Origin of the sequence: Sphaerisporangium krabiense (assembly GCF_014200435.1) — a bacterium.
GTDB lineage: Bacteria > Actinomycetota > Actinomycetes > Streptosporangiales > Streptosporangiaceae > Sphaerisporangium > Sphaerisporangium krabiense.
The window spans coordinates 1,245,730-1,270,755 of the sequence record NZ_JACHBR010000001.1 but is presented as its reverse complement, the minus strand read 5'-3'; the positions used below and the strand labels follow the sequence as shown (position 1 = coordinate 1,270,755).

General features: G+C 71.0%; 19 protein-coding genes. 9 read left to right on the top strand and 10 right to left on the bottom strand.

Features of this window, described 5'->3' with window-relative positions:
- Positions 1-13: 13 nt before the first annotated feature.
- Complete coding sequence (locus BJ981_RS05510; RefSeq protein ID WP_204070432.1) at positions 14-1,354, bottom strand: DUF2252 domain-containing protein; 1,341 nt, start codon at positions 1,352-1,354, stop codon at positions 14-16.
- Between the two features lie 264 nt (positions 1,355-1,618).
- Here BJ981_RS05510 and BJ981_RS05505 point away from each other — a divergent pair, with 264 nt between their 5' ends.
- From BJ981_RS05505 to BJ981_RS05465, 9 genes are all read left to right on the top strand, one after another.
- Positions 1,619-2,941, top strand: coding sequence for an aspartyl protease family protein (locus BJ981_RS05505; RefSeq protein ID WP_184608645.1), 1,323 nt, complete (start codon positions 1,619-1,621; stop codon positions 2,939-2,941).
- A gap of 174 nt (positions 2,942-3,115) precedes the next feature.
- Complete coding sequence (locus BJ981_RS05500; protein WP_184608643.1) at positions 3,116-3,490, top strand: nuclear transport factor 2 family protein; 375 nt, start codon at positions 3,116-3,118, stop codon at positions 3,488-3,490.
- Between the two features lie 195 nt (positions 3,491-3,685).
- Positions 3,686-4,021, top strand: a complete 336-nt coding sequence (locus tag BJ981_RS05495) for a DUF397 domain-containing protein (protein WP_204070433.1) — start codon at positions 3,686-3,688, stop codon at positions 4,019-4,021.
- Positions 4,022-4,286: 265 nt separating this feature from the next.
- Positions 4,287-5,504, top strand: coding sequence for a serine hydrolase domain-containing protein (locus tag BJ981_RS05490; RefSeq protein ID WP_239139439.1), 1,218 nt, complete (start codon positions 4,287-4,289; stop codon positions 5,502-5,504).
- Positions 5,505-6,132: 628 nt separating this feature from the next.
- Positions 6,133-7,389 (top strand): sensor histidine kinase, encoded by a 1,257-nt coding sequence (locus BJ981_RS05485; RefSeq protein WP_239139440.1) that lies wholly within the window; start codon positions 6,133-6,135, stop codon positions 7,387-7,389.
- Positions 7,377-8,018, top strand: coding sequence for a response regulator (locus tag BJ981_RS05480; RefSeq protein ID WP_184608640.1), 642 nt, complete (start codon positions 7,377-7,379; stop codon positions 8,016-8,018). Before BJ981_RS05485 ends, BJ981_RS05480 begins: the two co-directional genes overlap by 13 nt.
- Before the next feature lie 59 nt (positions 8,019-8,077).
- The gene (locus tag BJ981_RS05475) at positions 8,078-8,740 is read left to right on the top strand and encodes a DUF4097 family beta strand repeat-containing protein (RefSeq protein ID WP_184608639.1); all 663 of its coding nucleotides are present in this window, start codon (positions 8,078-8,080) and stop codon (positions 8,738-8,740) included.
- A 467-nt stretch (positions 8,741-9,207) separates the two neighbouring features.
- Positions 9,208-11,079 carry an ABC transporter permease gene (locus tag BJ981_RS05470; RefSeq protein WP_184608637.1) on the top strand — a complete coding sequence of 624 codons (1,872 nt, stop codon included), beginning with the start codon at positions 9,208-9,210 and terminating at the stop codon, positions 11,077-11,079.
- Positions 11,076-11,828: an ABC transporter ATP-binding protein gene (locus BJ981_RS05465; protein ID WP_372436951.1), complete on the top strand. Its 753-nt coding sequence runs from the start codon at positions 11,076-11,078 to the stop codon at positions 11,826-11,828. The genes BJ981_RS05470 and BJ981_RS05465 overlap by 4 nt, the downstream gene beginning before the upstream one ends.
- Positions 11,829-11,918: 90 nt before the next feature.
- On the opposite strand, the gene BJ981_RS05460 is transcribed toward BJ981_RS05465, so the two are convergent.
- From BJ981_RS05460 to BJ981_RS05420, 9 genes are all read right to left on the bottom strand, one after another.
- A complete protein-coding gene (locus BJ981_RS05460) occupies positions 11,919-13,016 on the bottom strand; it encodes a DegT/DnrJ/EryC1/StrS family aminotransferase (protein ID WP_184608635.1) in 1,098 nt (365 codons plus the stop codon).
- Position 13,017: 1 nt separating this feature from the next.
- Positions 13,018-13,683, bottom strand: coding sequence for an acetyltransferase (locus BJ981_RS05455; RefSeq protein ID WP_184608634.1), 666 nt, complete (start codon positions 13,681-13,683; stop codon positions 13,018-13,020).
- Between the two features lie 76 nt (positions 13,684-13,759).
- The gene (locus tag BJ981_RS05450; protein ID WP_184608632.1) at positions 13,760-15,232 is read right to left on the bottom strand and encodes an oligosaccharide flippase family protein; all 1,473 of its coding nucleotides are present in this window, start codon (positions 15,230-15,232) and stop codon (positions 13,760-13,762) included.
- A gap of 43 nt (positions 15,233-15,275) precedes the next feature.
- On the bottom strand, positions 15,276-16,487 hold the full coding sequence (locus BJ981_RS05445; RefSeq protein ID WP_184608630.1) for a glycosyltransferase: 1,212 nt from the start codon (positions 16,485-16,487) through the stop codon (positions 15,276-15,278).
- Between the two features lie 2 nt (positions 16,488-16,489).
- Positions 16,490-17,614 carry a DegT/DnrJ/EryC1/StrS family aminotransferase gene (locus BJ981_RS05440; protein WP_184608628.1) on the bottom strand — a complete coding sequence of 375 codons (1,125 nt, stop codon included), beginning with the start codon at positions 17,612-17,614 and terminating at the stop codon, positions 16,490-16,492.
- Entirely contained in the window at positions 17,611-18,771 is a 1,161-nt protein-coding gene (locus BJ981_RS39030) for a glycosyltransferase (RefSeq protein ID WP_184608626.1), read from the bottom strand. The genes BJ981_RS05440 and BJ981_RS39030 overlap by 4 nt, the downstream gene beginning before the upstream one ends.
- Complete coding sequence (locus BJ981_RS05430) at positions 18,768-19,736, bottom strand: NAD-dependent epimerase/dehydratase family protein (RefSeq protein ID WP_184608624.1); 969 nt, start codon at positions 19,734-19,736, stop codon at positions 18,768-18,770. Before BJ981_RS05430 ends, BJ981_RS39030 begins: the two co-directional genes overlap by 4 nt.
- Entirely contained in the window at positions 19,733-20,770 is a 1,038-nt protein-coding gene (locus BJ981_RS05425; RefSeq protein WP_184608622.1) for a Gfo/Idh/MocA family protein, read from the bottom strand. Before BJ981_RS05425 ends, BJ981_RS05430 begins: the two co-directional genes overlap by 4 nt.
- Positions 20,771-20,848: 78 nt before the next feature.
- Positions 20,849-24,856 (bottom strand): DUF4082 domain-containing protein, encoded by a 4,008-nt coding sequence (locus BJ981_RS05420; protein ID WP_184608620.1) that lies wholly within the window; start codon positions 24,854-24,856, stop codon positions 20,849-20,851.
- Positions 24,857-25,026 lie beyond the last annotated feature (170 nt).

Below are 25,026 nucleotides of genomic sequence, written 5' to 3'. Positions count from 1 at the left end.
CCTGCGAGGCGCCTCAGAAGAGGGGAACGCCGTTGTTCTTGGCGGTGACGTAGGACTGCCAGTCACCGGTGACCTGGTCGGCGTAGCCCGTCGCGAAGCCGCGGGTCTCCGCCTGGAGGCCGGATACCGAGGTGATCGCGTTGTCGATCGCCGCGTCGGCGGAGTAGGCGACGCCGGTACCGGCGATGTCCTTGTCCGCGCGGGAGTGCGCGGCGGCCAGCAGCCGGCCGATGTCGCGTACGGAGTCGTCCCAGATCGCCGAGGTCGTCAGGTCGTCGGTCGACAGGTCCTCGGCGAACGGTGACTTCTCCTTCACGAGCACCGGCACACCGCCCACGCTCGCCCAGCCCGCCAGCGGGTCGGACTCGTCGACCAGCCATCGCAGCGCCAGCGCCGGACGTTGCCCGCCGGACAGCGTCGTCGCCCCCGGGGCGAGGGGCTTGGGCGCGGGATCGACCTGCTGTTTCAGCTCCAGGATCCGGTCATCGGACGTGCCGGCGCCGTCGCCCTCGATCAGGGCGTACCAGCGGAACCGGCCCAGGCTGCCCGCGCCCGCGCCCAGCCGGCGCCGGACGTCCTTGACCACGGCCTCGCTCGCCGACAGCGGGTCCTGCGCGGTCGTCCGGTACGCCGCCACGGCGGCGGCGACGGCGGAACGCGTCGAGGCGGAGACGGTCTGGAGCTGCGGATCGGCCTTGAAGGTGCGCGTGGAACCGGTGAGGGTGGTCCACTTGGCCAGGAGGTCCGCGCGCTTGTCGTCGTCGGACTTGGCGATCAGGTCGGCCGTCAGGTCCGAGGTGTTGCCGGCGGTGAGCCGGAAGCCCGCCTCGTCGTCGTTGCCGTGGAACTTGCCGATCCACTGGGCGTACTCCGACACGAGCGTGTTCACGTCGGTGGCGATCTGGCTCGCGCTGCGGCCGTTGCGCCGCCCGGCCAGGACGATCGACACCGCCTCGCGGCGCAGCTCCCACGTCCACGAGCCCCGCCAGGCGTCGTCGGTGTCGGTGAGCGCGAACTGCTCGACGTTGTCGGCGCCGCGGTCCGCGCCGGTGTTCTCCAGGTGCGCGTCCCCGGTGATCCACACGTCCCCGCCCGCCGTGGCGTACGCGGAGGCCGGGAGTTCGGCGAGGTCCCGGTAGTACAGGGGCGAGGTGCCCCGGAAGAACGCCCACGGGCTGGAGGCCAGGACCTCCGTCCGGGTGAGCAGGTCGTCGTCGGTGGCCCCGTTGTTCAACGTGTGTAAAGCATGATCACGCTGATAGATCACGGCCACCGGATCGCGACTCAACGCCGCCTCCGCCGGCCCGACCGGCACGATCGACCCCATGGCGATGATCAGGGCGCCGGCTGACACGGCACCCCTGGCACGTCGGTTCATGCCGGACAGATACCCCCGAAGGTGAGCACCGGGTGTCGCGCGTATGACACGGGGACTGCGCGTTGCCTGCCGCGTGTCTCGACGTGTCGACGCCACCGCCGGTCGCGGTCGTGACACGACCATGACACGGCGCGGACGAGGCGGGGACACGGCTGGCCGACAGTGGACGGGGCCGGCCGGTGTCGCTCCCGTCCGTCGGACGGAAGGTCACGGCGAAGGTGATCACGAGAAGGAGAAGGCGTGGCTGATGACAGGCGATGGGACCGGCGTTCGCTGCTGCGGGGCGCCGCCGTGCTGGCCGGTGCCACCGCGACCGCGCCGCTGGTGGGCGGCGCGGCCATGGCGCCGGCCGGCGGCGGTGACGCGGACGCGCTGTTCAAGGCCGGCAGGTTCGAGGAGGCCGGCCGCGCGTACGAGGTGATCCTCAACAAGGACCCCGGGAACCTGCACGCGGCCCGGCTGCGCGGCTATGTCGGGCTGCTGGCCAACCGGTTCGCCGACGCCGAGAAGTACCTCAAGATGGCCCTCGCCCTGGCACCCGACGACAAGGACGCCAACTACTTCCTGGCCGACTGCTACATCCGGCAGGACAAGTTCGGCCTGTCCGCGCCCCACTGGAAAGCGGCCGGCGAGGACGGCTACGCGAAGTGGTTCGCGGCGGTCCGCGGCGAGGCGTATCAGGTCCACGGCGAGACCGCGCGGGTGCCGTTCCAGCAGATGGACCCGATGCCGCTGGTCGAGGCCTCGGTCAACGGCGGACCGGCGAAGCGCTTCACGTTCTACACCGGCGCCCCGAACCTGAGCATGCGCGCGTCGGTGGCCAAGGAGGCCGGGCTGAGTCCTGTCGCCAGTCAGCAGACCGAGTACGAGAACGGCGTCATATGGGCGTACTGGGGGATACTTGACTCCTTCCGGCTGGGCGGCATCGAACTGCGCAACGTCCCGGTGAGCTGGTCGTCGACGGAGTCGGGCGAGGACGTCGACACCGACTGCGACGGCCTGATCGGCACGTGGGTCTTCTACCACCTGCTGACCACCTTCGACTACGCGGGACGGCAGCTGATCCTGCGCCGCCGCACCCCCGAAACGGCCAGGAAGGCGCGCGCCGCCGCCACACGGGCGGGCGCCGAGCCCCTGCCGCTGTGGCTGGCCCGCGAGCAGTACCTGCACAGCACGGGCGGCTTCGCCGGCGTCGCCGGTTCCCGCACAGGGGTGGTGGGGGTGAACTTCGGCGGAGTCGGCGAGATCGCCGCGGGCATGCGCGGGGACACGGCCAAGCGGTTGGGGATCCGTACCGACCACGACCGCCAGATCGGGACTTTCGCCCAGAGCCACCCGGCCGTCGTCTACCCCTGCTACCCGAAGGAGATCCGCCTCGGCAACGCCGTCGCCAAGGAGGTCTACTGCTACTCGAACCCGAACCAGCCGGTCAACGTGCCCTGGCCCTACGGGACAGGGTTCGACACGATGGGCTGGTTCTCCCACTGCTTCTGGAAGCCCTACAACATCACCGGCGACTTCACCGACATGACCCTCTACATCGCCCGCGGCGAGGCCGCCTGAACACCGCGAGCAGGGCCGCCGGCCGGCACCTCTGGCCGGCGGCCCCGGCCGTCTCGGGCAGGCGGCGATGAGATCGCACCCGTGGTGGCGGCCCGTACACGATTCGGAGGAAGCCGGCCGCTGTTACCGTGTCGGGGACGTGGCGGGGCTACTCGCAGAAAGGATCGGGAGGCGATGGTGGAAGAGGACTCCTACGCGAAGGCCATCGATGTCTTCGTCGAGGCCACCGCCACGAGAGATCCGGAGCGTCGCGCCACTCTGCTGAGTCGCGCGGTGGCGGCTGACGTCGTCTTCTGGGGGCCGTTGGGCCGGGGAGTCGGCCGTGAGGCCGTCGAGGACTTCATCACCGAGGTCGTCCACGGCCACCCCAGCGGACCGGGCCGCCTCGTCAGGACGACCCGCGTGGACGCTCCCGGAGAGTGGGCGAGATTCGGCTGGCGCTACGAGACCGCGACCGGCGACACCATCTTGTCCGGCATGGACGTCGTCCACGTCACCGCCAGAGGCGACATCGACGAGATCATCGTCTTCGCCGGCTCCCTCACCTGAGATCAGGTCGTTCTGGCTCCAGCTCCGTCCTTCGCGCATCGCTCGAACCGCTTTGCCCAGCTCGTAGGCGATACGCGCGGCCTCGTAAGCCTCAGCCGCGCCCGGCTCGGCCATACGCCGGTCCCTGAGCTCCCGCCAGGTCCCTTGTTCGCTCATTCCGCTTCTTCTTCCTCGTCGACGGTGTGCACCAACGCGATGCAGCGGCGCATGGCCCGCCCGAGCCCGCTCGATCTCCTGATCATGGCGTGGCCGTGTCTTGTGGAACACGGTCAACAGCACGATCCGGCGACCAGGTGCGATCCAATACGTGATGCGCACGGCGAACTCGTCGAAGTGGAACCGAAGTTCAGAACTTGCCCACGAGTTGCCTGGCCCCCGGATCGCCCGGCCGTCGAGGTCGCGTCGAACCTCCTCGCTCTGGTCGCCGTCAGGGACAGCAAGAACCTGGCCGCCCCGGCACTGGTCGTCGCACCGGCCGCATGGCCGGCGTTCCTGGGTGACCTCAAAAAATTAGGTTCATTGGACGCCTGAGATCTGCGACTCGGCTGATCGGCGGACACGGGGAGCCCTCGCCCGAGGCGAGGGCTCTTTCCTTGGCGGGATATGGCAGGAGGGATGCGGGGCCATGGGAAGGAGGTAGGGCCGGCCGCGGGTGGTTGGTAGGGCTGCCGGTACCTCATTGACTGGGGCTGGCGTTATCGATCTTGTGGTGGTGGCGCCGACATGCTGTGCGGACCGCGAGTAAGTCGTCGAGCCGGGAGAAAGGTCTCCAATGTCGCAGTCGCACCCCACCACTGTGCGTGCCCGCCAGGCCAAGCCCAGGTCCGGGCCGCGTAGGCTCCTGGCGCTGACCACCGTGGCCGCCGTCACGCTGAGCACCCTTGGGCTCGTCGTCGCCCCGGCCGGCGCCGATCCCGCCCCGTCGAGTGTGTCCGCCGGTGTCGCGCGGGCGGGCCGTCCCGACGACGGCGTGCAGACGAGCCTGAACGGTCTCGTTCGTGGTGGCGAGTTCCCCGGCGCCCTGGCCTCGGTGCGGGGTCGCGGCGGGCGGGTCCGCGACTACACCGCCGGGGTGGGCGACCTCGCCTCCGGGGCGAAGGTTCCGGTCAACGGGCGGGTACGCGTCGCCAGCACCACCAAGACCTTCACCGCCACCGTCGTGCTGCAGTTAGCGGGAGAGGGCAAGGTCGAGTTGGACGCCCCGATCGAGAAGTATCTTCCTGGCCTCGTGCGAGGCAACGGCAACGACGGTAGCCGGATCACCGTCCGGCAGTTGCTCCAGCACACCTCCGGCCTGGAGGATTACGGAAGGGGCCTGACCGAGCGATACCCGTCGTACTTCGACTTCCAGCACCGCTACTTCGAGCCCCGGGAACTGGTCGATCTCGCCCTGGCCTACAAGCCGGTGTTCGCTCCCGGCCAGGGCTGGCGGTACAACACCACCGGGTACGTGCTGCTGGGCCTGCTGGTGCAGAAGGTCACCGGACGGCCGGTCGGCGAGGAGATCACCAACCGGATCATCACGCCGCTCGGGCTGCGCGACACCTATTGGCCGGCCGTCGGCGAGCAGACCATCCGAGGCCCGCACCCCAAGGGGTACTACCCGAAGACGGCCGAGCCCGGCGCCGAACTGGCCGACTTCACGGACATGGACCCCTCGATGGCATGGACGTCCGGGCAGATGATCAGTACGCCAAAGGATCTCAACCGCTTCCTGGGCGCGTTGCTGGGCGGCGAACTGCTCAAGCCGGAGGTCCTGGAACAGATGAAGCAGACGGTCACGGTGCCCGGACAGGCGGAATGGTCGTACGGGCTCGGCCTCATGAAGATCAAGCTGAGCTGCGGCGGCTACGCGTGGGGCCACGGCGGCGACATCCCGGGCTACGAGACCCGCGACGGCGTCACCGAGGACGGCCGGGCGGCCACGATCGTCGTAACCGCGCAACCCCGCACCCGAGAAAGCGCCAACCAGGTCAACACCGCCTTCGATGCCGCCCTCTGCCTCCAGAAGTAGCCGCGGCGATCCACTGAGTGGACCCGGCAGCTCTCCGGACGGTGAGTCGGCCGGGTTTCGCGTTTCAGAAGCCGATCTTGAGGACGGTTTGTACCACCCCGTTGGCGTGGCGGCGCCAGTCGCCCCCTTTTCCATAGGCCCATGCAGCACGTCCGGTGCCCATAGGAGCGGTTCCGACGCTGGGCGGTCGTGCTGGTACGCCAAGCGGTCGTCAGTTCCAGCCTTCCTCGGTGTCTCGTGGACGACGCGCCGAGTTCCCTGACCGTTTCCGCACCGCGGATGGTCCACGACACCGACATGGGCACCCTCTCGAGGCCGGCGAGTACGGGGCCACCTGTCCATGGTGTCGTACGCGACGACCACTGCCGAGCGACGCCGGGAGTGGTCGGCCGCGCCCCCGGGCCGGGGATCTCGTCGTGTTCTCGTGGGGCTGTACCTAGTACCACCCGGAAACGGGAGCAGGCATTACAGACACCGAGCTCCTCGACCGCCACAGTGAAGAACATGCTGAGTCGGATCGGCGGTCTCTGCTTCCGCCGCCGCGGCTCCGGGTTTGTCGCGGAGCCGGGTACGTGATCTCCTACCGACAGAGACGGCCACACCGATGCGTGGAAACCGGGAGGTTCTCGTGACCGTCGGGGGCCGGGTGCTGCGTGCGCCCTGGCGGGTCAGCACCTGGATGGCCACGTTTCAGATCGTCGTGGGCGGCATCGTCGGGATCTTGACGTTCACGCTGCTCAGCGTGGTCGGCTCCGTGGTGCTGATGTTCGCCGTCGCCGGGATTCGCCGGCTCCCCTTGTCCGTCCTGCTGCGGTGCGGCCGGATGTGCACGCGGATGAACAGGTCCAGGTTCGCCGCCCTGCGAGGTGAGCCGATTCCGGCCGTCATCCAGTCGCCCCCTGGCGGCCCCAGCCTGCGTTCACGCGTATGGGCAGAGGCACAGCAGCCCGTCGTGCGCTCGCGCCTGGCCTACGGCCTGCTCAGCGGCGTGGCTCTCATGCCGGGTACGGCGGTCTCGATGACCTTGTGGACGATCGGCCTGCTGGGCACGCCGATCGCCGCCTACGCCTGGGCGCTTCCGGAGCGCAACGACTTCGGCTGGCGGTTGCACGAGCCGGTGACGCTGATCGTGCTCACCTCGGTCGGCCTGCTGTGCCTGTACGGCACGCCATGGGTGGTGCGGGCGATGGCCGCCTGGGACGCCGCGGTCGCGCGTCGCCTGCTGGCTCCGTCTCGCGCCGATCACCTGGCCCAGCGGGTCGAGGTCCTGGCCGAGAGCCAGGTGCGTCTCATCGACGCCGCCGACGCGGAACGCAGACGGATCGAGCGCGACCTGCACGACGGCACGCAGCAGCGGTTGACGTCTCTGGCGATGAACCTGGGCATCGCCAGGGAACTGCTCTCCCATCTCCCGCCGGAGGAGCACAAGCTCGTCGTCGACGCGCACGACGAGGCCATGCAGACGCTGACCGAGCTGCGCGGATTCGTCCGCGGGCTGTATCCGGCGGTCCTGGACGAGCGCGGCCTGGACGCGGCGTTGTCGGGTATCGCGGCGAGGTTGCCGGTTTCGGTGTGTCTCACCGTGGACGTCGTGCCACGGCCCGCGCCGACGATCGAGGCGGCGGCCTACTTCGTCGTCTCGGAGGCGCTGACCAATGTCGCCAAGCACGCGGAGGCTGACGAGGTGCACATCGATGTCAACCGGCTCGACGACCGGCTTCGGATTCGTGTCGTCGACGACGGCCGTGGCGGCGCCAGTTTGGAGAAGGGCACCGGACTGCGCGGACTACGGGAACGGGTGATCTCGGCGGGCGGCGAACTGGCCATCGACAGCCCGGTGGGCGGGCCGACCGTGATCACTGTGGAGCTGCCGTGCGTGTCGTGATCGCCGAGGATTCCGCGCTGCTGCGGGAAGGGTTGGTGCGGCTCTTCGAACTGGCCGGGATCCGCGTCGTCTCGACGGCCTCGGACCCGGATGGCCTGCTGGACGCCGTCGACCGGCATCGGCCGGACCTCGCGCTGATCGACGTGCGGATGCCCCCCACACAGACCGACGAGGGCATGCGCGCCGCGGTGGTCGTGCGCGAGCGGTGGCCGGAGGTCGCCGTGCTGGTTCTCTCCCAGTACGTGGAGGAGCGGTACGCCGTCGAGTTGCTCGCCGGGGAGTCCAGCGGCCTCGGCTATCTGCTCAAGGACCGTGTGGGGAACTTCAGCCAGTTCCTCGAAGCCGTACGCCGTGTCGCCGCGGGTGGTACGGCGCTCGATCCGGAAGTGGTCTCGCAGTTGCTCATCAGAAGTAGGCCGGACAGCCTCGGCAGGCTGTCACGACGTGAACGGGAGGTGTTGTCGCTGATGGCCGAGGGCAGGTCGAACGCGGGCATCGCGACGGGCCTGGCGATCAGTGAGAGCGCGGTCGCCAAGCACATCAACGGCATCTTCACCAAGCTGGACCTGCCCGCCGCGGACACCGACCACCGGAGGGTGCTCGCCGTGCTGAGATACCTGAAGGTATGACCGCGTCGAGGTGGGCCCGTGCGGGATGGATCACTCTCGGGGCGGGTGCGGCGCTTCTTATGGCCACGCTGAGCGGAATGTCGCTGTTGTCGTGGTTGGCCAGGCAGAGCGAGACGCAGCAGCAGACCCACCGGCGGCCGGTCAGCCGGATCGAGCTGGATCTCGGGATAGGCGAGGTGCGTCTCGTCGCGGGCCAGGCCGGACAGGTCGGCGTCGAACGGCGGATGACCTGGTCGGGTCCCAAACCGGTGCTGGAGGAGCGGTGGTCCGGGGAGACCTTCCGGGTGGAGGCGACGTGCGACCAGGACTCCTTGATCGCGGCTTGCTGGGTCGGCTACAGGCTCACGGTTCCCCCCGGGGTCACGGTCGACGCGCGGACCTCCGAAGGCGACATCACGCTGCGCGACCTGACCGGGGTACTACGGCTCGCCACGGCGACCGGCACGATCACCGGCACAGGGCTGCGCACGGCGGACGTCGGGGCGGGGACCCGAATGGGCGACATCGTGTTGAGGTTCGTTCGGGCGCCGGGTTCGTTGCGGACGAATTCCGAGGCCGGTGACATCGATCTGGAGGTGCCGGAAAGCGATGGTTACGCCCTCGACATTCGCGGGGGTGTCGGCGAGCAGAATATCGGTGTTCGCGCCACCGCCGACGCCGCGAATATCATTTCGGTGCGCAACACCGCGGGCGGAGTACGGGTGGCGTATTTGGGGTCGTGAACGGCGGGTGAAAGTGGGCCGGGGCCGCGTGCCCACACCTCGGCCATGATCGTGGTCCGCCGTCCGCCCGCGCGTGACCTCTGATGCCGGCTCCGATGCCGCTCTGCTGGGACACCCGGTGCACCACCTTCTCGGCGGTGGCGGCCGCACTCAGAAAGTGACATCAGTGCCCCCTGCCGTAATTGTGGAGGGCTATGATCGCGCCCCGCGCGACTATTCCGTGAACCGCTATGAATCCACTATCTTCGGCGCAGCGTTGAATTTCGCCCATTGGCGGGAGGAATTCGCGTGCGTATCACCCGCGATCGGGTACGCCGCCGAATACGAGCCATCTGGAGAATCGGTATGAGAACTCTTCTTCCTGTCGTGCGGGAACGGGCTGAAAGCAACCCCGACCTCGTACGGCCCGGCACCGCTGTCTCCCCGTTCGCGGGAGGTCGGGGGGTTCGCCAGTGCTGAGCATCGCGTTGAGCACGCTTCGGGCGCGATGGGTGTCCTTCGCCGCGGCTCTCGTGGCGCTCGCTCTCGGCGTCGGCGTCATCGCCACCGTCGCGCTGGTGATGAACTCGGCGCTCACGGGTTTCTCGCACGAACGCGCCGCGCTGACCGGGACCGTGGTGCTGCTCGGCGTGTCCGCGGGGGTGACGGGGTTCGCCACCGTCTTCATCGTGGCCTCCACCTTCGCCCTGACGGTCATTCAGCGCACGCGCGAGCTGGCGCTCTTACGCCTGGTCGGCGCCACCCCGCGTCAGGTGCGGCGGATGATCCTGGTCGAGGCGTTGCTCCTGGCCGGAGCCGGCTGCGCCATCGGCGTCCTGATCAGCATGGCGGGCGCCCCGGTGCTGGCCGCCGTGCTGGTCTCGGGCGACATGGCGCCGTCGTGGTTCAAGGTGTCGATCTCGCCCGTGCCGCTCGTGCTCGCCTGCCTCGCCGGGCTGGCGGTGACGGCACTGAGCGTGTCGGCCGCCTCGCGACGCGCGGCGACCATCCGGCCGACACAGTCGCTGCGGGAGGCGGCTGGAGACCCGCCCAGGTCACACCGCGGCCGGTCGGCGCGAACGGCGTGGGGCATCGCCCTCCTGGTGATTTCGCTCATGGGAATGGGCGTCGTCGCGACCGTCCTGCCGGAGATCGCCATGGTCCCCGTGATCTATCTCTGGGTGCTCCTCGCCCTGGTCGCGGCAGTGGCACTGCTGGCGCCGGCCCTCATCCCGCCCATCCTCAAGCTGCTGACCTTGCCATGGGCGCGTGGTGGCAGCGCGATCGGCACCCTGGTGCGGGAGAACACCCTCAGCATGGCCCGGCGCACGGCGGCCACGGCCCTGCCCATTCTCATCACCGCCGGCATGTCGATCAGCCTGCTCGGCGCCCTGGAGACGATCGGCCAGGCCCAGGTGGCCGAGGCGGGCAGCCGGTTACGCGCGGACTACGTGCTGGTCCCCTCCGGCGACGCCATGATCAGCGCGAAGGCGCTCGAACAGGCCCGGTCGATACCCGGTGTCCAGATCGCCGCGCTGGCGCCGGTGACCGTACGCTCGACCATCGAGCCCGGCGGCACCGACGAATTCGAGGGTTACGCCACCGACTCCGCGCAGTTCGCCGCGATGACCTCGCTGCCGTTGACCTCAGGATCGCTGCGGGACCTGGGGCCCGGCGGCATCGTGGTGTCCGAACGGTGGGAACTCGGCGTCGGCCAACGCGTGCGGATCACACCGGGAAACGGTAAGCCGCTGTCCCTCACGGTGGTCGCGGTGGTGGGGAGCGGCACCGGCGGGGCGGACTTCTATCTGGACGCCTCCCACGGTGGAGCGAGTGCGGCGGAGGTGGCGTATGTGACGGCCACCAGCGGCGCCGCCGCGGAACTGGGCGAGAAGAGCGCCGAACTGGGCGCCACGCTGTTGACCAAGAGCCAATGGGCCGGCACGGCGGCCGGCGGCGACCAGGGCACGAGCGCGATCGGCATGATGGTCACGCTCGGGATCGCCATCGTTTATAGCTGCGTCGCCATCGTCAACACCATGGTGATGGCCGCCACCGGCCGCCGACGGGATCTGGCCATGCTGCGGCTGGTCGGAGCCACGTCGCGGCAGGCGGTGGCCGCGCTGCTGGCCGAGTCGATCGTGGTCGTGGCGGCCGCGATGGTGCCGGCCGCCGGGGCGTCCGCGGTCAACTTCGCGGGGCTGCTCGCCGCGCTGACCCGGATCGTGCCCGGCGCCTCACTCGCCATCCCGTGGGCGCCCGTCCTCGCGCTCGCCGCCACGAGTGCCCTGCTCGCCGTCCTCGCCACGACACTGACCGCCATGGCGGCGCTGCGTACTCCCGCCCTGGTGTCCGAGTGACCACAGAGAAGGTGCCCGCCATGGACCACGCCGTCGAGCTGCGCTCGGTACACAAGACGTTCGGAACCGGGAGTGCGGCGGTGACCGCACTGGCGAGTCTGAGCCTGAGATTCGCCACGGGCGGCTTCACCGCCGTGATGGGGCCGTCCGGGTCGGGCAAGTCCACGCTGCTGCAGTGCGCGGCGGGTCTGGACCGGCCGGACGCCGGCCAGGTGCTGCTCACCGGTGTCGATCTGGCCACGCTGGACGAGCACCGGCTCACCGTGCTGCGCAGAGAAAGGATCGGCTTCGTCTTCCAGGCGTTCAATCTGGTCGCCGCGCTGACGGCCGAGCAGAACGTCATGCTGCCGCTGCTGCTGGACGGCCGCAAGCCCTCCCGCGAGGAGGTCGGTCACGCGTTGGCCGCGGTCGGTCTGGCGGAGCGGAGGTCGCACCGTCCCGCTGAGCTGTCCGGCGGGCAGCAGCAGCGGGTCGCGCTCGCCCGCGCCCTCATCACCGGCCCGGCGGTGCTGTTCGCCGACGAGCCGACCGGTGCGCTGGACACCCGTAGCGCCAAGGAGGTGCTGGAGTTGCTCCGCGCCATGGTCGACAGGCACGGCCGTACCGTGATCATGGTGACCCACGACCCGGTCGCCGCCTCCTACGCCGACACGGTGGTGTTCCTGACCGACGGACATCTGGTCGACACCCTGCATCGGCCCACCGCGGATCACATCGCCGCCCACATGACCCGCTTGGAACGCCGATGACGTCCTCACCACGGCGACCCGCTCGATCACGCACGGTGAGGGACGCCCCACCGGCGCCGGTGGAAGCGTCCCTCGTGGTCCGGTGCGTGGTCAGAGGCTGCTGAGGACCTTGTCCAGGGTTTCCGCCACGCGCTCCTGCTGGGAGGGGGTCAGGTGGGGGTGCATGGGGAGGGAGAGGATCTCGGTGGCGGCCTTCTCGGCGATGGGGAAGTCGCCGGGGGCGTAGCCGAGGTCGTGGAAGGCCGGGGTCAGGTGGACGGGGTAGGGGTAGTGGATCTGGGCCTGGACGCCGGCGGCGTGGAGGCCGGCCAGCACCTTGTCGCGCTGGGGGACGCGGATGACGTACAGGTGCCAGACGTGCAGGTTGCCGGGGGCGACGCGGGGCAGGCGGACGCCCTGCACGCCGGACAGGAGCTTGTCGTAGCGTTCGGCGGCGGCGCGGCGCAGTTCGTTCCAGCGGGCGAGGCGCTTGAGCTTGGCGCGCAGCACCACGGCCTGCAAAGTGTCGAGGCGGGAGTTGAAGCCGAGCGTCTCGTGCTGGTACTTCTGCCGGCTGCCGTGGTTGGTGAGCAGCCGGAGGGCGGTCGCCAGTTCGGCTGAGGAGGTGAGGACGGCGCCCGCCTCGCCGTAGGCGCCGAGGTTCTTGCCGGGGTAGAAGCTCGTGGAGGCGAGGCCGATCGGCGGCCGTCCCTCCTGACGGGACCCTTGCGACTGGGCGGCGTCCTCGACGACGGTGAGGCCGTGCCGGGCGGCGAGGTCCTGCACGGCGGCCATCGGCGCCTGCTGGCCGTACAGGTGGACGGGCAGGACGGCGGCCACGTCCGGCGTGACGGCGGCCTCGGCGGCGGCCGGGTCGAGGAGCAGGTGGTCGTCGTCGCAGTCGGCGAGCACGGGGCGCAGGCCCGCGCGCACGACGGCCTCGGCCGTGGCGACGAAGGTGTTGGCGGGCAGTACGGCGCCCGAGCCCGGCTCAAGGCCCGCGGCGCGCAGGCTCAGCTCGATCGCGTCGGTGCCGTTGCCGACGCCGACGCAGTGCGGCACCTCGGAGAACTCCGCGTACTCCTGCTCGAAGGCGGCGACGTCCGGCCCCTGGACGAAGGCGGTGTCCTGGAGCACGCGGTCGAAGCCCTGAGCCACTTCCTCGGCCACCTCGGCGTGGGCGGCGCGCAGATCGACGAATGGGATCATGTCAGTGCTCCGTGATGACTGTGGCGGGACGGATGAATTTCGCGGGCACGCCCGCCCAGACCTCCTGGGCGGGGACGTTCTTGGTCACGACGGAGCCCATGCCGACCAGGGCGTGGCGCCCGATCGTGAGGTTCTCGCGGACGAGGGCACCGGCCCCGATGTAGGCGCCGCGTCCGACGCGCACGCCTCCGGCGAACCGCGCGCCCGAGGCGATCGTGGCGTGGTCCTCGACCACGTCGTCGTGGGTGAGGGTGACGTGCGGCATCACGCACACGTGCGCGCCCACGGCGACGGCGGCGGTCATGACGACCTGGGCCAGCACGATCGACCCCGGCCCGATGGCGGAGGACCGGGACACCGAGGCGGACGGGTGGACGAGCGTGGCGTACCGCTCGTCGGGCAGGCCGAGGCGGGCGGCGATGCGGGCGCGGCTGGCGGTGTCGCGCGGGCTGGCCGTGCAGATGACGACCCGCGCGTCCTTCCGCTCGAACACCTCGGAGGATCCCGCCAGCACGGGCACGCCGTCCACGAGGGCGCCCTGCTTCGCCGGGTCGTCGTCCAGGTGGCCGAGCAGGTCCCAGGTGGGGGAGGCGTCGTTGATCGCGTGGACGAGCTGGGCGACCTCCCGCGCCAGCCCGCCCGCTCCGATGAGGAGAAGCGGCGTCATCGGAGCTCCTTCGAAGTGGTGCGGCCCGGCACGAATCCTCCCAGGCCGGGACGCGAGCGTGCGCGCGGGGCGGCGGTCATGACGTCTCCTTGACGGCGCGCAGCACGCCGCGCCTGCGGTAGCCGTACGCCCCGACGACGAGCACCGCGAACAGTCCTGCGGCGGCGAGCACCACCAGGTCGGGCGAGAGGGTGCGCACCGCGAGGACCGCCGCGGCCCCGACGGCGAGCGCGGCGAGCACCGCCTGCCAGAGGTTGGCGGCGAGGTCCATGAGGCCGACCCCGGAGCCGCGCAACTGCCCCAGGTAGGTGGGCAGGACGACGACCGCCGCGACCGCGACCAGCGCGACGGCCGCGCCGCGCAGCCCGTCCCTGCTCACGCCGATCCACATGGCGGGGACCAGCACGACCAGCCACAGGGCCTGGACGGCGAGCACCGCGCGGGAGCGTTCGAGGACGACCAGGTAGTCGTAGACCAGCTCGAAGAAGATGCGCAGCCCGGCGAGCACGCCGAGCCCGGCCAGGGCGACGGCCGCCGGCTCCCACTCCGGCCCGTACACGAAGCGGATGACGGAGGGCGCGGCGCCGCTGAGCAGCAGGCAGATCGGCAGGGTGAGCCCGACGAGCAGCCCGGCGACCGCGACGAACGACCGGTTCAGCGTCGGACGGTCGTGCTGGAGGCGGGCGAACGCGGCGGGCGCCACCGCGCGCACCGGCTGCGAGAACACCGCGACCGGCCATCCCGACAGGTTCACGGCCAGCACGTAGAAACCGAGGGCCGTGGACCCGAGCAGGTGGCCGATGACGAGCTGGTCGGCGTACCCGACGGCGAAGACCAGCAGGGACGACCCGGCGAGCGGCACGCCGAACGACAGCAGCCGCCGGGCCACCTCCCGGTCGAAGCCGAACCGCAGCCGTTCGGGCGAGAAGCGGATCAGCAGCGCCCCGCCGGCCAGCGACCCGGCGACCCGGCCGATGGCCAGGCTCATCGCGCCCCAGCCGGTCAGCGCCAGGCCCAGGGACACGAGCGCGCCGAGCCAGTTGTCCACCTGGTCGGCGATCATCTTGCGGCCCTGCAGGAAGCGCCGCTGGATCACCGCCGCGGACGTCGCCACCAGGCCGTTGATGAGGACGCTGAGCGAGAGCACCCGGACGGGCCCGGTGGCGGCGGGGTTGCCCATGGCCTCGGCGAACGCGGGCGCGGCGAGCATGAACGCGCCGCACACCAGCACGCTGAACCCGGCCGACAGCGTGGCGACGGTCGGGATGATCCCGCGCGGCTCGTCGGGCCAGCGGACGATGGCGAGGCTGACACCGAGCTCGTTGATGCTCAGCATGGCGAGCAGCGCGACGAGCGCGACCGCGAACGTGCCGAACTCGTGCGGCCCGAGCACGCGCGCGAGCGTGATGCCGATGGCGAGCGTGCCGAGGCGCGCGGCGATGGTGCTGAGGAAGCTGAACCCGAGCGCCTTGCCCGCCCTGGCCCGCAGCGAAGAGGAGTCCGCCGGGGCCTGAGCGGGAGGGCCGGATCCGGGGTCGAGGTCGGTCACGCGGCCCTCCCACCGCCGGCGGCGGACCTGGGAACCAGATCGGTCACCGGGGCCTCCGCGCCACGGCGTTGAAGTCGTCCTGGGCGTGGGTGCCGCGCCAGCGCTCGTACTTGCGGCGCAGCTTGTAGCGCAGCACCCCGGCGGCGGTGCCGACGGCGTCCACGGCGGCGAGCCGCTCGCTGACCGCCTGCTCGTAGATGGAGAGCTGGACGCGCGCGGCCCGCTCCAGGCTGAAGCGCTCGACGACCAGGCGTCTGCCGTACTCGCCGAGCTCGCGCCGCAGCCCGGGGCTCGCGTAGAGGCCGCGCAGCATGCTCTCCAGCTTCGGGGCGCCGTCCTCGGGGGCGCGGCCGATGCCGTACCAGCCCTGCTTGAGGAAGATCTTCTCGGTCTCGGGGGTGAGGAGCTCGAAGAAGCCCACCTCGCCCTGCACGATGAGCGGCTTGGCGAACGCGAGCGAGCGCAGCGCCGACCCTCCCATGGCCAGGCACGCCGTGGCGGCCGCGTACGCGGGCCGGGGGTCGAGGATCTGGCCGGTGAGCACGACGACGCGGCGGCCGGCGGCGGCGTTGGCGGCGGCGGCGCGCTCCTCCACCTGGGCGCGGGCCGCGCCGTCGCCGACGAGGATGAGCCGGATGTCCAGCTCGGCGGCGAGCCTGCCGACGACGTCCACGGCGGTGAGGATGCCTTCGAGCTTCAGCTCCGGCGCGAGACGGCTCACCACGACGAGGTCGAAGGGCCCTTCCTCCAGGCCGAACTCGCGGCGGAACTCGCCGGCCGGGTGGCCGGGGGCGTTGGCGGCGACGTCGACGGGCGGCTCGATGAGGTGGACGTGCCGCCGTCCGGGTGCGGCCTGTTCCTGGATCTCGCGGGTGCCGACGACCAGCGGCAGCGAGGACGGCAGGAACGGCGCCACCGCCATCGACATGATCGTGCAGACCGCGGCGGCGGGGCCGCGCAGGCCCGCGTAGAACGCCTCCACGCCGGGCGGCCACTCGTACCCGTGGATGACGTCGAGCCCGCGCCGCGCCGACAGGTCGCGCAGCATGCGCACCGTGGTCATGGACGGACGGCGCCGCCCCGGGTCCAGCGGCAGGTGTTCGAGGCCGGCCTTGTGGACGTACTCGACCAGCGGGCCGGGCTCGCCGATGACGGCGACCTCGTGGCCCATCGCCTGGACGGCGGCGCCGAGCTCGATGGCGTTGAGCTGGCTGCCGCCGACCTCCATGGCGTGCGGGTACACCAGGACGCGCACGGTCAGCCGCCCGCGGCGGCGGCGTGGATCGCCTCCACGACCTGGTCGTGCTCGGCGTCGGTCATGCTGTGGTACAGCGGCAGGATCAGCGAGTTGGCCGTCAGCCACTCGGTGGCAGGCAGATCCCAGGCGCCGGTGCCGGCGTAGGCGGGCTCCAGGTGGGCGGCCATGATGCCGCGCCGGGCGGAGACGCCGCGCGCGGCGAGGAAGTCCAGCAGTTCGCCCCGGTTCATGGGGAAGTCCTCGGGCAGGGCGATCCAGAAGGACTGGAAGTTGCCGGTGCCGTACTCGGGGTCGCGCGCCATGGTCAGCCCGGGGATGCCGCCCAGGAAGTTCATGTAGCGCGCGGCGAGGGCCCGGCGGCGGGCGACCATCTCGGGCAGCCTGTCGAGCTGCACGAGCCCGACGGCCGCCTGCAGGTCGGTCATCCGGTAGTTGTAGCCGACCTCGGTGTACTGCTCGGGTGCCGTGGAGCCGGAGGCGTGCCGGTCGGCCGCGCTGACGCTCATGCCGTGCTCGCGCAGCCGCCGCGCCCGCGCGGCGACCTCGGGGTCGTCGGTGGTGAGCATGCCGCCCTCGCCGGTGGTGAGCAGCTTGCGCGGGTGGAAGGACCAGGCCGCCAGGTGCGCGCCCGCGCCGACCGGCCGGCCGCGGTAGGTGGACCCGGCCGCGCAGGCGGCGTCCTCGATGAGCAGGAGGCCCTCGTGGGCGGCGCGGATCTCCTCGACGTCGGCGGGCAGGCCGCCCTGGTGGACGACGATCGCCGCGCGGGTGCTCGGGGTGCGGGCGGCCTCGACGGTCTTGGCGGTGAGGTTGCCGGTCGCCGGGTCGATGTCGGCGAACACCGGGGTGGCGCCGACGTACCTGACGACGTTGGCGGTCGCGATGAACGACAGCGACGGCACCACGACCTCGTCGCCGGGGCCGATGCCGGCGAGCACCAGGGCGAGGTGGAGCGCCGTCGTGCAGGACGAGGCGGCGACGCCGTGACCCGCCTGGACGCTCGCGGCGAACCTGCGCTCGAACTCGGCGACCCTCGGCCCCTGGGCGACCCAGCCCGAGGCGATGACCTCGCCGACGGCCGCCTGCTCCTCCGGGCCGAACCACGGCCGCATCACCGGGATCATCGCCCGGCCACCTCCCTGATGTCGATTCCGAGGAGGTCCGCCAGCAGGCGGACCCGTTCGTTCCAGTCGTGCCGCGCCGCGAACGCCCGCCGCCGCTCGGCGAGCGCGGGCGTGCGCGCGACGCGCAGCTGCGCGGTGACGGTCGCGGCGAACTCCGCCGCGCCGCGGGCGACCGGGATCAGCGGCCCGGCCTCCAGCCACGTGGTGGCGGGAAGGTCGGTGGAGACGACCCCGCGCCCGGCCGCCAGGTATTCGAGCGTCTTCAGCGGGAAGCTCGCCCGGTTGAACTCCGAGTCGGCGTAGGGGGTGAGGCCGACGTCGATGAGCCGCAGGTACGACGGCAGCTCCTCGTAGGGTTTGCGCCCCACCCAGTGGACGTTGGCCCGTCCGACGAGCGCGGGCCAGCGCTCGGGCTCGTACTCGCCGACGCGCGGCCCGACCAGCACCAGCGGGGCCCCGGTGTCGGCGACGGCCTCCAGCAGCGCGATGTCGATGCGCGCGTTGATGTGGCCGACGAAGCCCGCGACCGGGGTGGCGGCCAGGTCGGCGGGCAGGTCGGCGGGGTGCGGCGCGTCGTCGACGGCGGCGTACGCCGCCACGTCGCACCCGTTGGGGACGAGCGTCGCCGTGCGGCCCATGAGCGCCACCCGTTCGGCCAGGCCGGGGGAGACCACGACGACCTCGCTCGCGCGCCGCGTCATGCGGCGCTCGGACTGCTCCAGCCGAGCCGCCGACATGCGGATGAGCGAGGCCCCCGCCACCAGGTCGTCGGTGACGAAGCGCACGGTGCGGGCGCCGCGCCGGACGTCCATCAGGTCGGTCGTGCCCGCGACGACGACGGCGCCGATGCCGAGGCCGGCCTCGCGGGCGGCCGCGCGCACCGCGCGCCGGGCCAGGGCCGCGGTGACGCGGTCCACGCCCGGACGGTAGGCGGCGGGCGGCGCCACCGGGCTCAGCCGCCACAGCCGCGGCCCGGCCTGCCGCAGCACGTGGCCCGCCTTCCCGGTCTCCGGGTCGCGCAGGCCCGAGCGCAGCGGCCGGGGCGGATCGACGTACAGGACGTCCGCGTACGCGCTCAGCCGGTCGGCCACGTGCCGGTCCGTGCCGCTCACGCCGTCGTAGCGCGTGCCTCCCGCGTAGACGATCGCGCCGTTCACCGGGACTTCTCGGCGCGCCACCATGCCACGAGGCGGCGCAGGCCCTCTTCCAGGTCGACCTCGGCCTTCCAGCCGAGCCGCTCGGCGGCGGCGCCCACGTCGGCGAGGCGGCGGGTGACGCCGTTCACCGCGCGGGCGGGGCCGAACTCCAGGCCGAGGTCGGAGCGTCCCATGACCGACATCAGCGTCTCGGCCAGCTCGCGCAGGCTGGTCTCGGTGGAGCTGGCGATGTTGAACACCTGGTCGGTGGCGTCGCTCGCCGCGGCCAGCAGGTTGGCGCGGGCGATGTCCTCGGTGTAGACGAAGTCCATGGTCTGCAGGCCGTCGCCGAGGATCAGCGGGGCCTGGCCGTTCTCGATGCGCTCCATCCAGCGGATCAGCACCTCGGTGTAGAGGCCGTGGATGTCCATGCGCGGGCCGTACACGTTGAAGTACCGCAGCGCCACGTAGTCGAGCCCGCGCATGGCCTTGAAGCTGCGCAGCAGGCCCTCGTTGAACGTCTTGGCGGCCCCGTACAGGGTGTCGTTGTCGTACGGGTGGTGGTCCTCGCGGGTGGGGAACTCGGTGGCCAGGCCGTACACCGAGGCGGAGGATGCGGCGACGACCTTGCGCACGCCCGCGTCCGCCGCGGCCTCGACGACCTCGTAGGTGCCGTCGACCAGGACCTCCAGGGCCAGGCGGGGCTCCTCGGCGCACTGGGTGATGCGGATGGCGGCCTGGTGGAAGACCACGTCCATGCCCTTGGTGACCTGGCGGACCAGCGCGGTGTCACGGATGTCGCCCTCGACCACGCGCAGGCGCCCCTCGGCGACCGCCTCGGCGGCGGCGAGGTTGGCCCGGCGGCCCCGGACGAAGTTGTCGAGCACGACGACCTCGTCCGCGCCCGCGGCGAGGAGCTGGTCGACGATCGTCGAGCCGATCGTCCCCGCGCCCCCGGTCACCAGGCAGCGGCTGTTCTTGATCATCGGGTGGATCCCCCAAGGTCGATTCGTCTGCCGTCATTTTGGATGCTTTGCCCCGCCGCTTCCAGGAGAGCGAGCACACGCAGCCCCGCCTTCCCGTCGGTCAGGGGAGCGCGGCCCTCGGTGATCGAGGCCGCGAACTCGCTCATCACCCCGCGCAGCGCCTCGCGCTCGGGCAGGGCGGGTACGACGACGTCACCGGTTCGATAGGAGATGAGGGCCGCCCTTCGCTCGTCCTCCCCTACGGCCGAAAGGTCCACCCCCCTGTCGTACACGGCGAGGCGCTGGGCCGGGTTGACGTCGTCCCACACGATCGTGCGGCGCGAGCCGCCGATCACGGTGGTGCGGATCTTGGTCGGGCTGAGCCAGTTCACGTGGACGTGCGCGATGGCGCCCGAGGACAGCCACACGGTCAGGTAGGCCAGGCACGGCTTGCCGGCGCCGATCGGGTCGGAGCTCTGCGCGGCGACGGCCACCGGGGAGACCCCTTCGGGCAGCACGAAGTCGAGGATCGACAGGTCGTGCGGCGCCAGGTCCCACAGGACGTCCACGTCCGGCTGGACCAGGCCCAGGTTGATGCGCACCGAGTCGACGAACTGCACGTCGCCGAGCTCGCCCGTGGCGATCAGGTCGCGGATCTTGCGGACCACCGGCGTGTAGCAGAAGGTGTGGTCGAGCATGAGCACCCGGTTCCGCTCCTCGGCCAGGGCCACCAGCTTGGCGCCCTCGGCGTGGGTCGGGGTGAGGGGCTTCTCGACCAGCACGTGCTTGCCCGCGTCCAGGGCGGCCCGCACCAGGTCGAAATGCGTGCGCGCCGGGGTGGCGATCGCCACGGCCTCCACCGCCGGGTCGGCGAGCACCCGCTCCACGGATGTGGTCGGCCTCACCGTGGTGTAGCGGCCGAGGACCGCCTTCGCGCGGTCCTCATCGAGGTCGCACAGCCACTCCAGGCGCAGCTCCGGGGTGGCCATGGCGTTGCGCACCAGGTTGGGTCCCCAATAGCCCGCCCCGATGACGGCAAGGCCGATCGATGTCACGCGGATCTCCTCTCGTACCGCTGGGCCGCCCGCGTGCGGCCCGCCCGAGGACGAGCGAACCGCACGCGGGTGACGTGATTAGCTCGCTGGAGTGAACAGAACGTCCACCCAGTAGTTCGCGCCGTTGTAACTGGAGGCCGGGAAGCCCGAGGTCTCCCCGTACCGGTAGACGCCGTTGCCGCCCGCCGGCCCGCCGTTGGCCACGGCGTGCAGCGGCGAGTTGTCGTACGGCCCGGAGTTGAAGAAGCCGCCGTCGCCCGAGTAGTGCCCGTTGGGCGCGAGGTAGGAGGCCACGTACACCTGGCCGGCGACGATGTCCACGGGCTGGTCGAAGATCAGCGTCTGCCAGCCGGTGGCGGTCTCGTTCTGGAAGGTGCCGTTCGCCAGCGGAGTGCCGGTGGCGCTCCACAGGTTGCCGACGTGCGTGCCGGTGTTGCCCGCGCCCTTGTAGAACCGGACGCCGGTCACCTTGCCGTCCATCTCGGCCGTGAACTTCACGCCGAGCTCGACCGCCGAGGTGTCGCCGTCGGCCGGGTTGTTCGGCACGGCGTTGCTGGCGAAGATCGAACACGGGCAGCTCGCCGCGCCGCCGGTCGTGAACGACCACGACGTCGCCGTCATGGTGTTCCCGTCGTCGTCCTTGGCGCCGGTGACCGACACGGTGTAGGTCGTGCTCTGCGCCAGCGCGGCGTCCGGGGTGAAGGTGAGCATCGTGCGCGCCTCGTTGAGCGCCCGGGTGCCCGCGACCGTCTGGTTCGCGGCGTTCTTCACCGTGATCTGGGCGGTGTTCGCGGCGATCGCCTCGCTGAACGTCGCCGCCACCGCGGTGCCGGTCGCCACGCCGGTGCCGCCGTGGTCGGGCGACTTGCCGGTGATGTACGGCGCCGTCGTGTCCGCCAGCTTCGTGAACATCACGTCGACCCAGTAGTTGGTCGCGCCCCACGAGCTGGTCGGGAACGAGCGCGCGCCGTACTTGTAGACGCCGTTGCCGCCGCTGGACGAGCTGGCGAGCACGCGCAGCGGGGTGGCGTTGACCTGGGAGGCCAGCCCGTTGCCCGTGGCCGAGTAGTGGCCGTTCGGCGCGTGGTAGGAGGCGACGTAGGTGGTGTCCTTGGTCACCGGCCACGGCGTGCCGAAGTAGACCTCCTGCCACCCCTGCGTCGACTCGTCGGTGAAGGTGGCCGTGGTCAGTTCCTGGCCCGTGCCGCTCCACAGGGTTCCGGTGTGGGTGCCGGTGTTGCCCGGCCCCTTGTAGAACCGGATGCCCTCGATGAAGCCGTCGGAGGTGGTCTGGAACTTCACGCCGACCTCGACCCCGGCGCTGTCGTTGACGCTCGGCTCCGCCGGGACGGTCACGTCCGGCCACACGCTGCACGGGCACACGCCCGCCGCGAACGCCTTGGCCGTGGTGAACGTGAACGTGTACGGCGTGGCCATGACGTTGCCGGCGTCGTCCTCGGCGCCGCTGACCGTGACGGTGAACTTCTCGCCGGCCGCGAGCGGCGCGGTCGGCACGAAGGTCAGCGTCTTGCGGGTGGCGTCCAGCGAGACGTTGCCCGCGACGGAGGCCTGCGTCTGGTCCTTCAGCGTGAAGGTCGCGGTGCCGGTCTTGATCGGCTCACCGAAGGTGATCTTCGGCTGGACGGTCGTCGGCACGCTGGACGAGCCCGGGACCGGGGTCACCGAGGTGGCCGCCGGCGGGTAGACGTCCTTGACCGTGAACACCACGTCGACGTAGTAGTTGCCGCCGTTGAAGGTCTGGGTCGGGAAGCCCTCCCCGGACCTGTAGACGCCGTTGGGCGCGGTCTCGATGGTCTTCGGCGCGGTGAGCGGCTCGTTGACCAGCTTCTCGTACCGGAAGAAGTCCGAGTCGGCGGCGTAGTGGCCGTTCGGCGCGAAGTACGAGGCGACGTACGGCGTGTTCGCGGTGATGTAGACCGGCGAGTCGAAGGTCAGCTTCTGCCAGCCGGTCGCCGTCTCGTTCTTGAACTGCCCGGTCGCCAGCACGTCGCCGGTGTCCGACCACAGCGTGCCGGTGTGGGTGCCGGTGTTGCCGGTGCCCTTGTAGAACTTGATCCCGGTCAGGTAGCCGTTGGTCGAGGAGGTGAAGCGGACGCCGGCCTCCAGCGGGCTGGAGTCGTTCTCCGCCGGGTTCTTCGGAACCGCGGAGGAGGGGAACAGGCTGCACGGGCACTCGACGGTGACGTTCCTGCTCGCCTCGGCGCCGATGTTGCCGCTGTCGTCCCCGGCCCGCACCTTGATCGTGGTCGCGCCGACCCCGGTGACCTTCCAGGAGTAGGTCCAGGCCGTGCGGCCGGTGGCCGGGTGCCACGTGGTGCCGCCGTCGGTGGAGACCTCGACCCCGCCGACCTGGCCGCCGACGTCCGCCGCGGTGCCGCTGACCGTGACGGTGGCGCCGTTGTTCAGGGTCGCGTTGGCCACGGGCGCGGTGAGCGTCACGGTGGGGGCGGTGGTGTCGGTGGACTTGGTGGCGAGGCTGCCCGACTGCAGCGACTTCGGCTGCACGCCCATGTCGGCGAACAGGTTCACGGTGGCCTGCTTGATACGGCCGTCGGCGAAGCCGTTCTCGGAGTAGCTGTCGTGCTCGTCGTCCAGGCCCCAGGTCCACTGCACCGTTCCGGCCCCGAACACCAGCGCGCCGCTCTCCGCCCGGTACATGGTCATGCGGTGCGTGGCGCTCTTCTGGGCGACGTTGGTGCCGTAGTCGATCAGCACCTCGTCGGCGACGGCCGTCGTCGTGGACAGCGGCACCAGGCCCCCGGGCCGGACCCCGTTGTCGATGTCCTCGTCCCACTCGTAGCCGACCAGGCCGGGGATGCTCTGCGAGCCGCTGACCTGGTTGGCGACCGACGTGCCGCGCCAGAACCGCATCTTGCCGTCGGCCGCGGGCACCGTGAGCGGGATCGCCGGGCAGCCGTCGTTCTTCACCGTGCAGTTCACGGTGAACAGTGTGCCGGTGAGGCTGTTCTCCGGCCTGCCGCCGTCGGCCGCGACGTCGTCCGGGAGGTTGGGCTTGCTGAACCGCGTATCGCGCCAGGTGCCCGTCCACACCTTCGGCATCGGGTCGATCTTGGCGTTGGCGTGCGTCTCCTTGTAGGAGACCAGCGTGCGGTAGGAGTTCTCCCAGCGGGTCTTCCAGTAGACCTCGTTGCCGCTGAAGAAGGCCAGGTTGACGCCGTGGTCGCGGGCGTTCTCGAACGCCGTGCGCTCCTCGCCGGACCAGTACTCGTCGTGGCCGACGGACATCAGCGTCTTGTGGTTCAGCAGCGCGGAGGGAGCGCGCGCCGCGTCCAGCGACGACTGGTAGGTCACGTCGTACCCGTTGGCCTCGAGCCAGCGCACCATCGGGTACTCGTTGGCGAAGACGAAGTCGCGTCCCCACGGGGTGCTCTCCCGCGTGTTGAAGGGACGGTTGTAGCTCACCTTGACCGCGCGGCCGGGCGCCGCGACGCTGTCGCCGCGGTACAGGCTGTTCTTCACCTTGTAGGGGTTGTCCTCGGTGGCCGGGATGTCGCCCCAGGAGTTGTACGCCTGCCAGGTGCTGTCAGAGGTGCGGAAGAGCAGGTCGGCGGTGCTCGCGTCATCGCGCACGACGAAGACGATGTGGGTGTCGTCGTTGGTGTCGGTGCGGATCACGTGGGCGAAGTAGATACCGGAGACGGCCGTGGACGGAACGGTCCAGTTGGCGACGTTGCCCCAGTTGCAGGCGACCTCGCCCGTGGTGGTGTTCTCCGGGCAGCCCGGCTGGTTACGGGAGACCGAGGTGGTGGCGGGCACCGAGGTGATGAACCGCGCGCCCTTCCCCTGGTAGTAGCCCATCCGGTAGATGTCGATCTGCAGGTTGAGCGCGGTGGACCGGACCTTGAAGTTGATCGTCTGGCCGAGGTTGACGCTCATCTGGTCGCCGTAACCCTCGACGGTGCCGTGAGGGTTGGTGTCCCAGACGTTCTTGTCGGTGCCTGTGTTGAGGTTCTCACAGGTGATCTTGTTTTCGCCCGCACTGCCCGGGTTGCACAGGGCCATGGCCTGTGCGGGCGCTGCGGGTGCCGACAGCAGGGCGGCCACGGTCAGCAGTGTCGCTGAGATGGCCGCTCTGAACCGGCGCGCGGCATGGCGCGAATTCAATGAAGCTCCCACGTGATCTGGGTGGTGATCCCCGGCGGTGCTCACGCTGCGGAGCGTGGTCCCGTCGAATCGACGTCCGGACGGCGAGCTCGGTTTACGTGCTTCGCCAA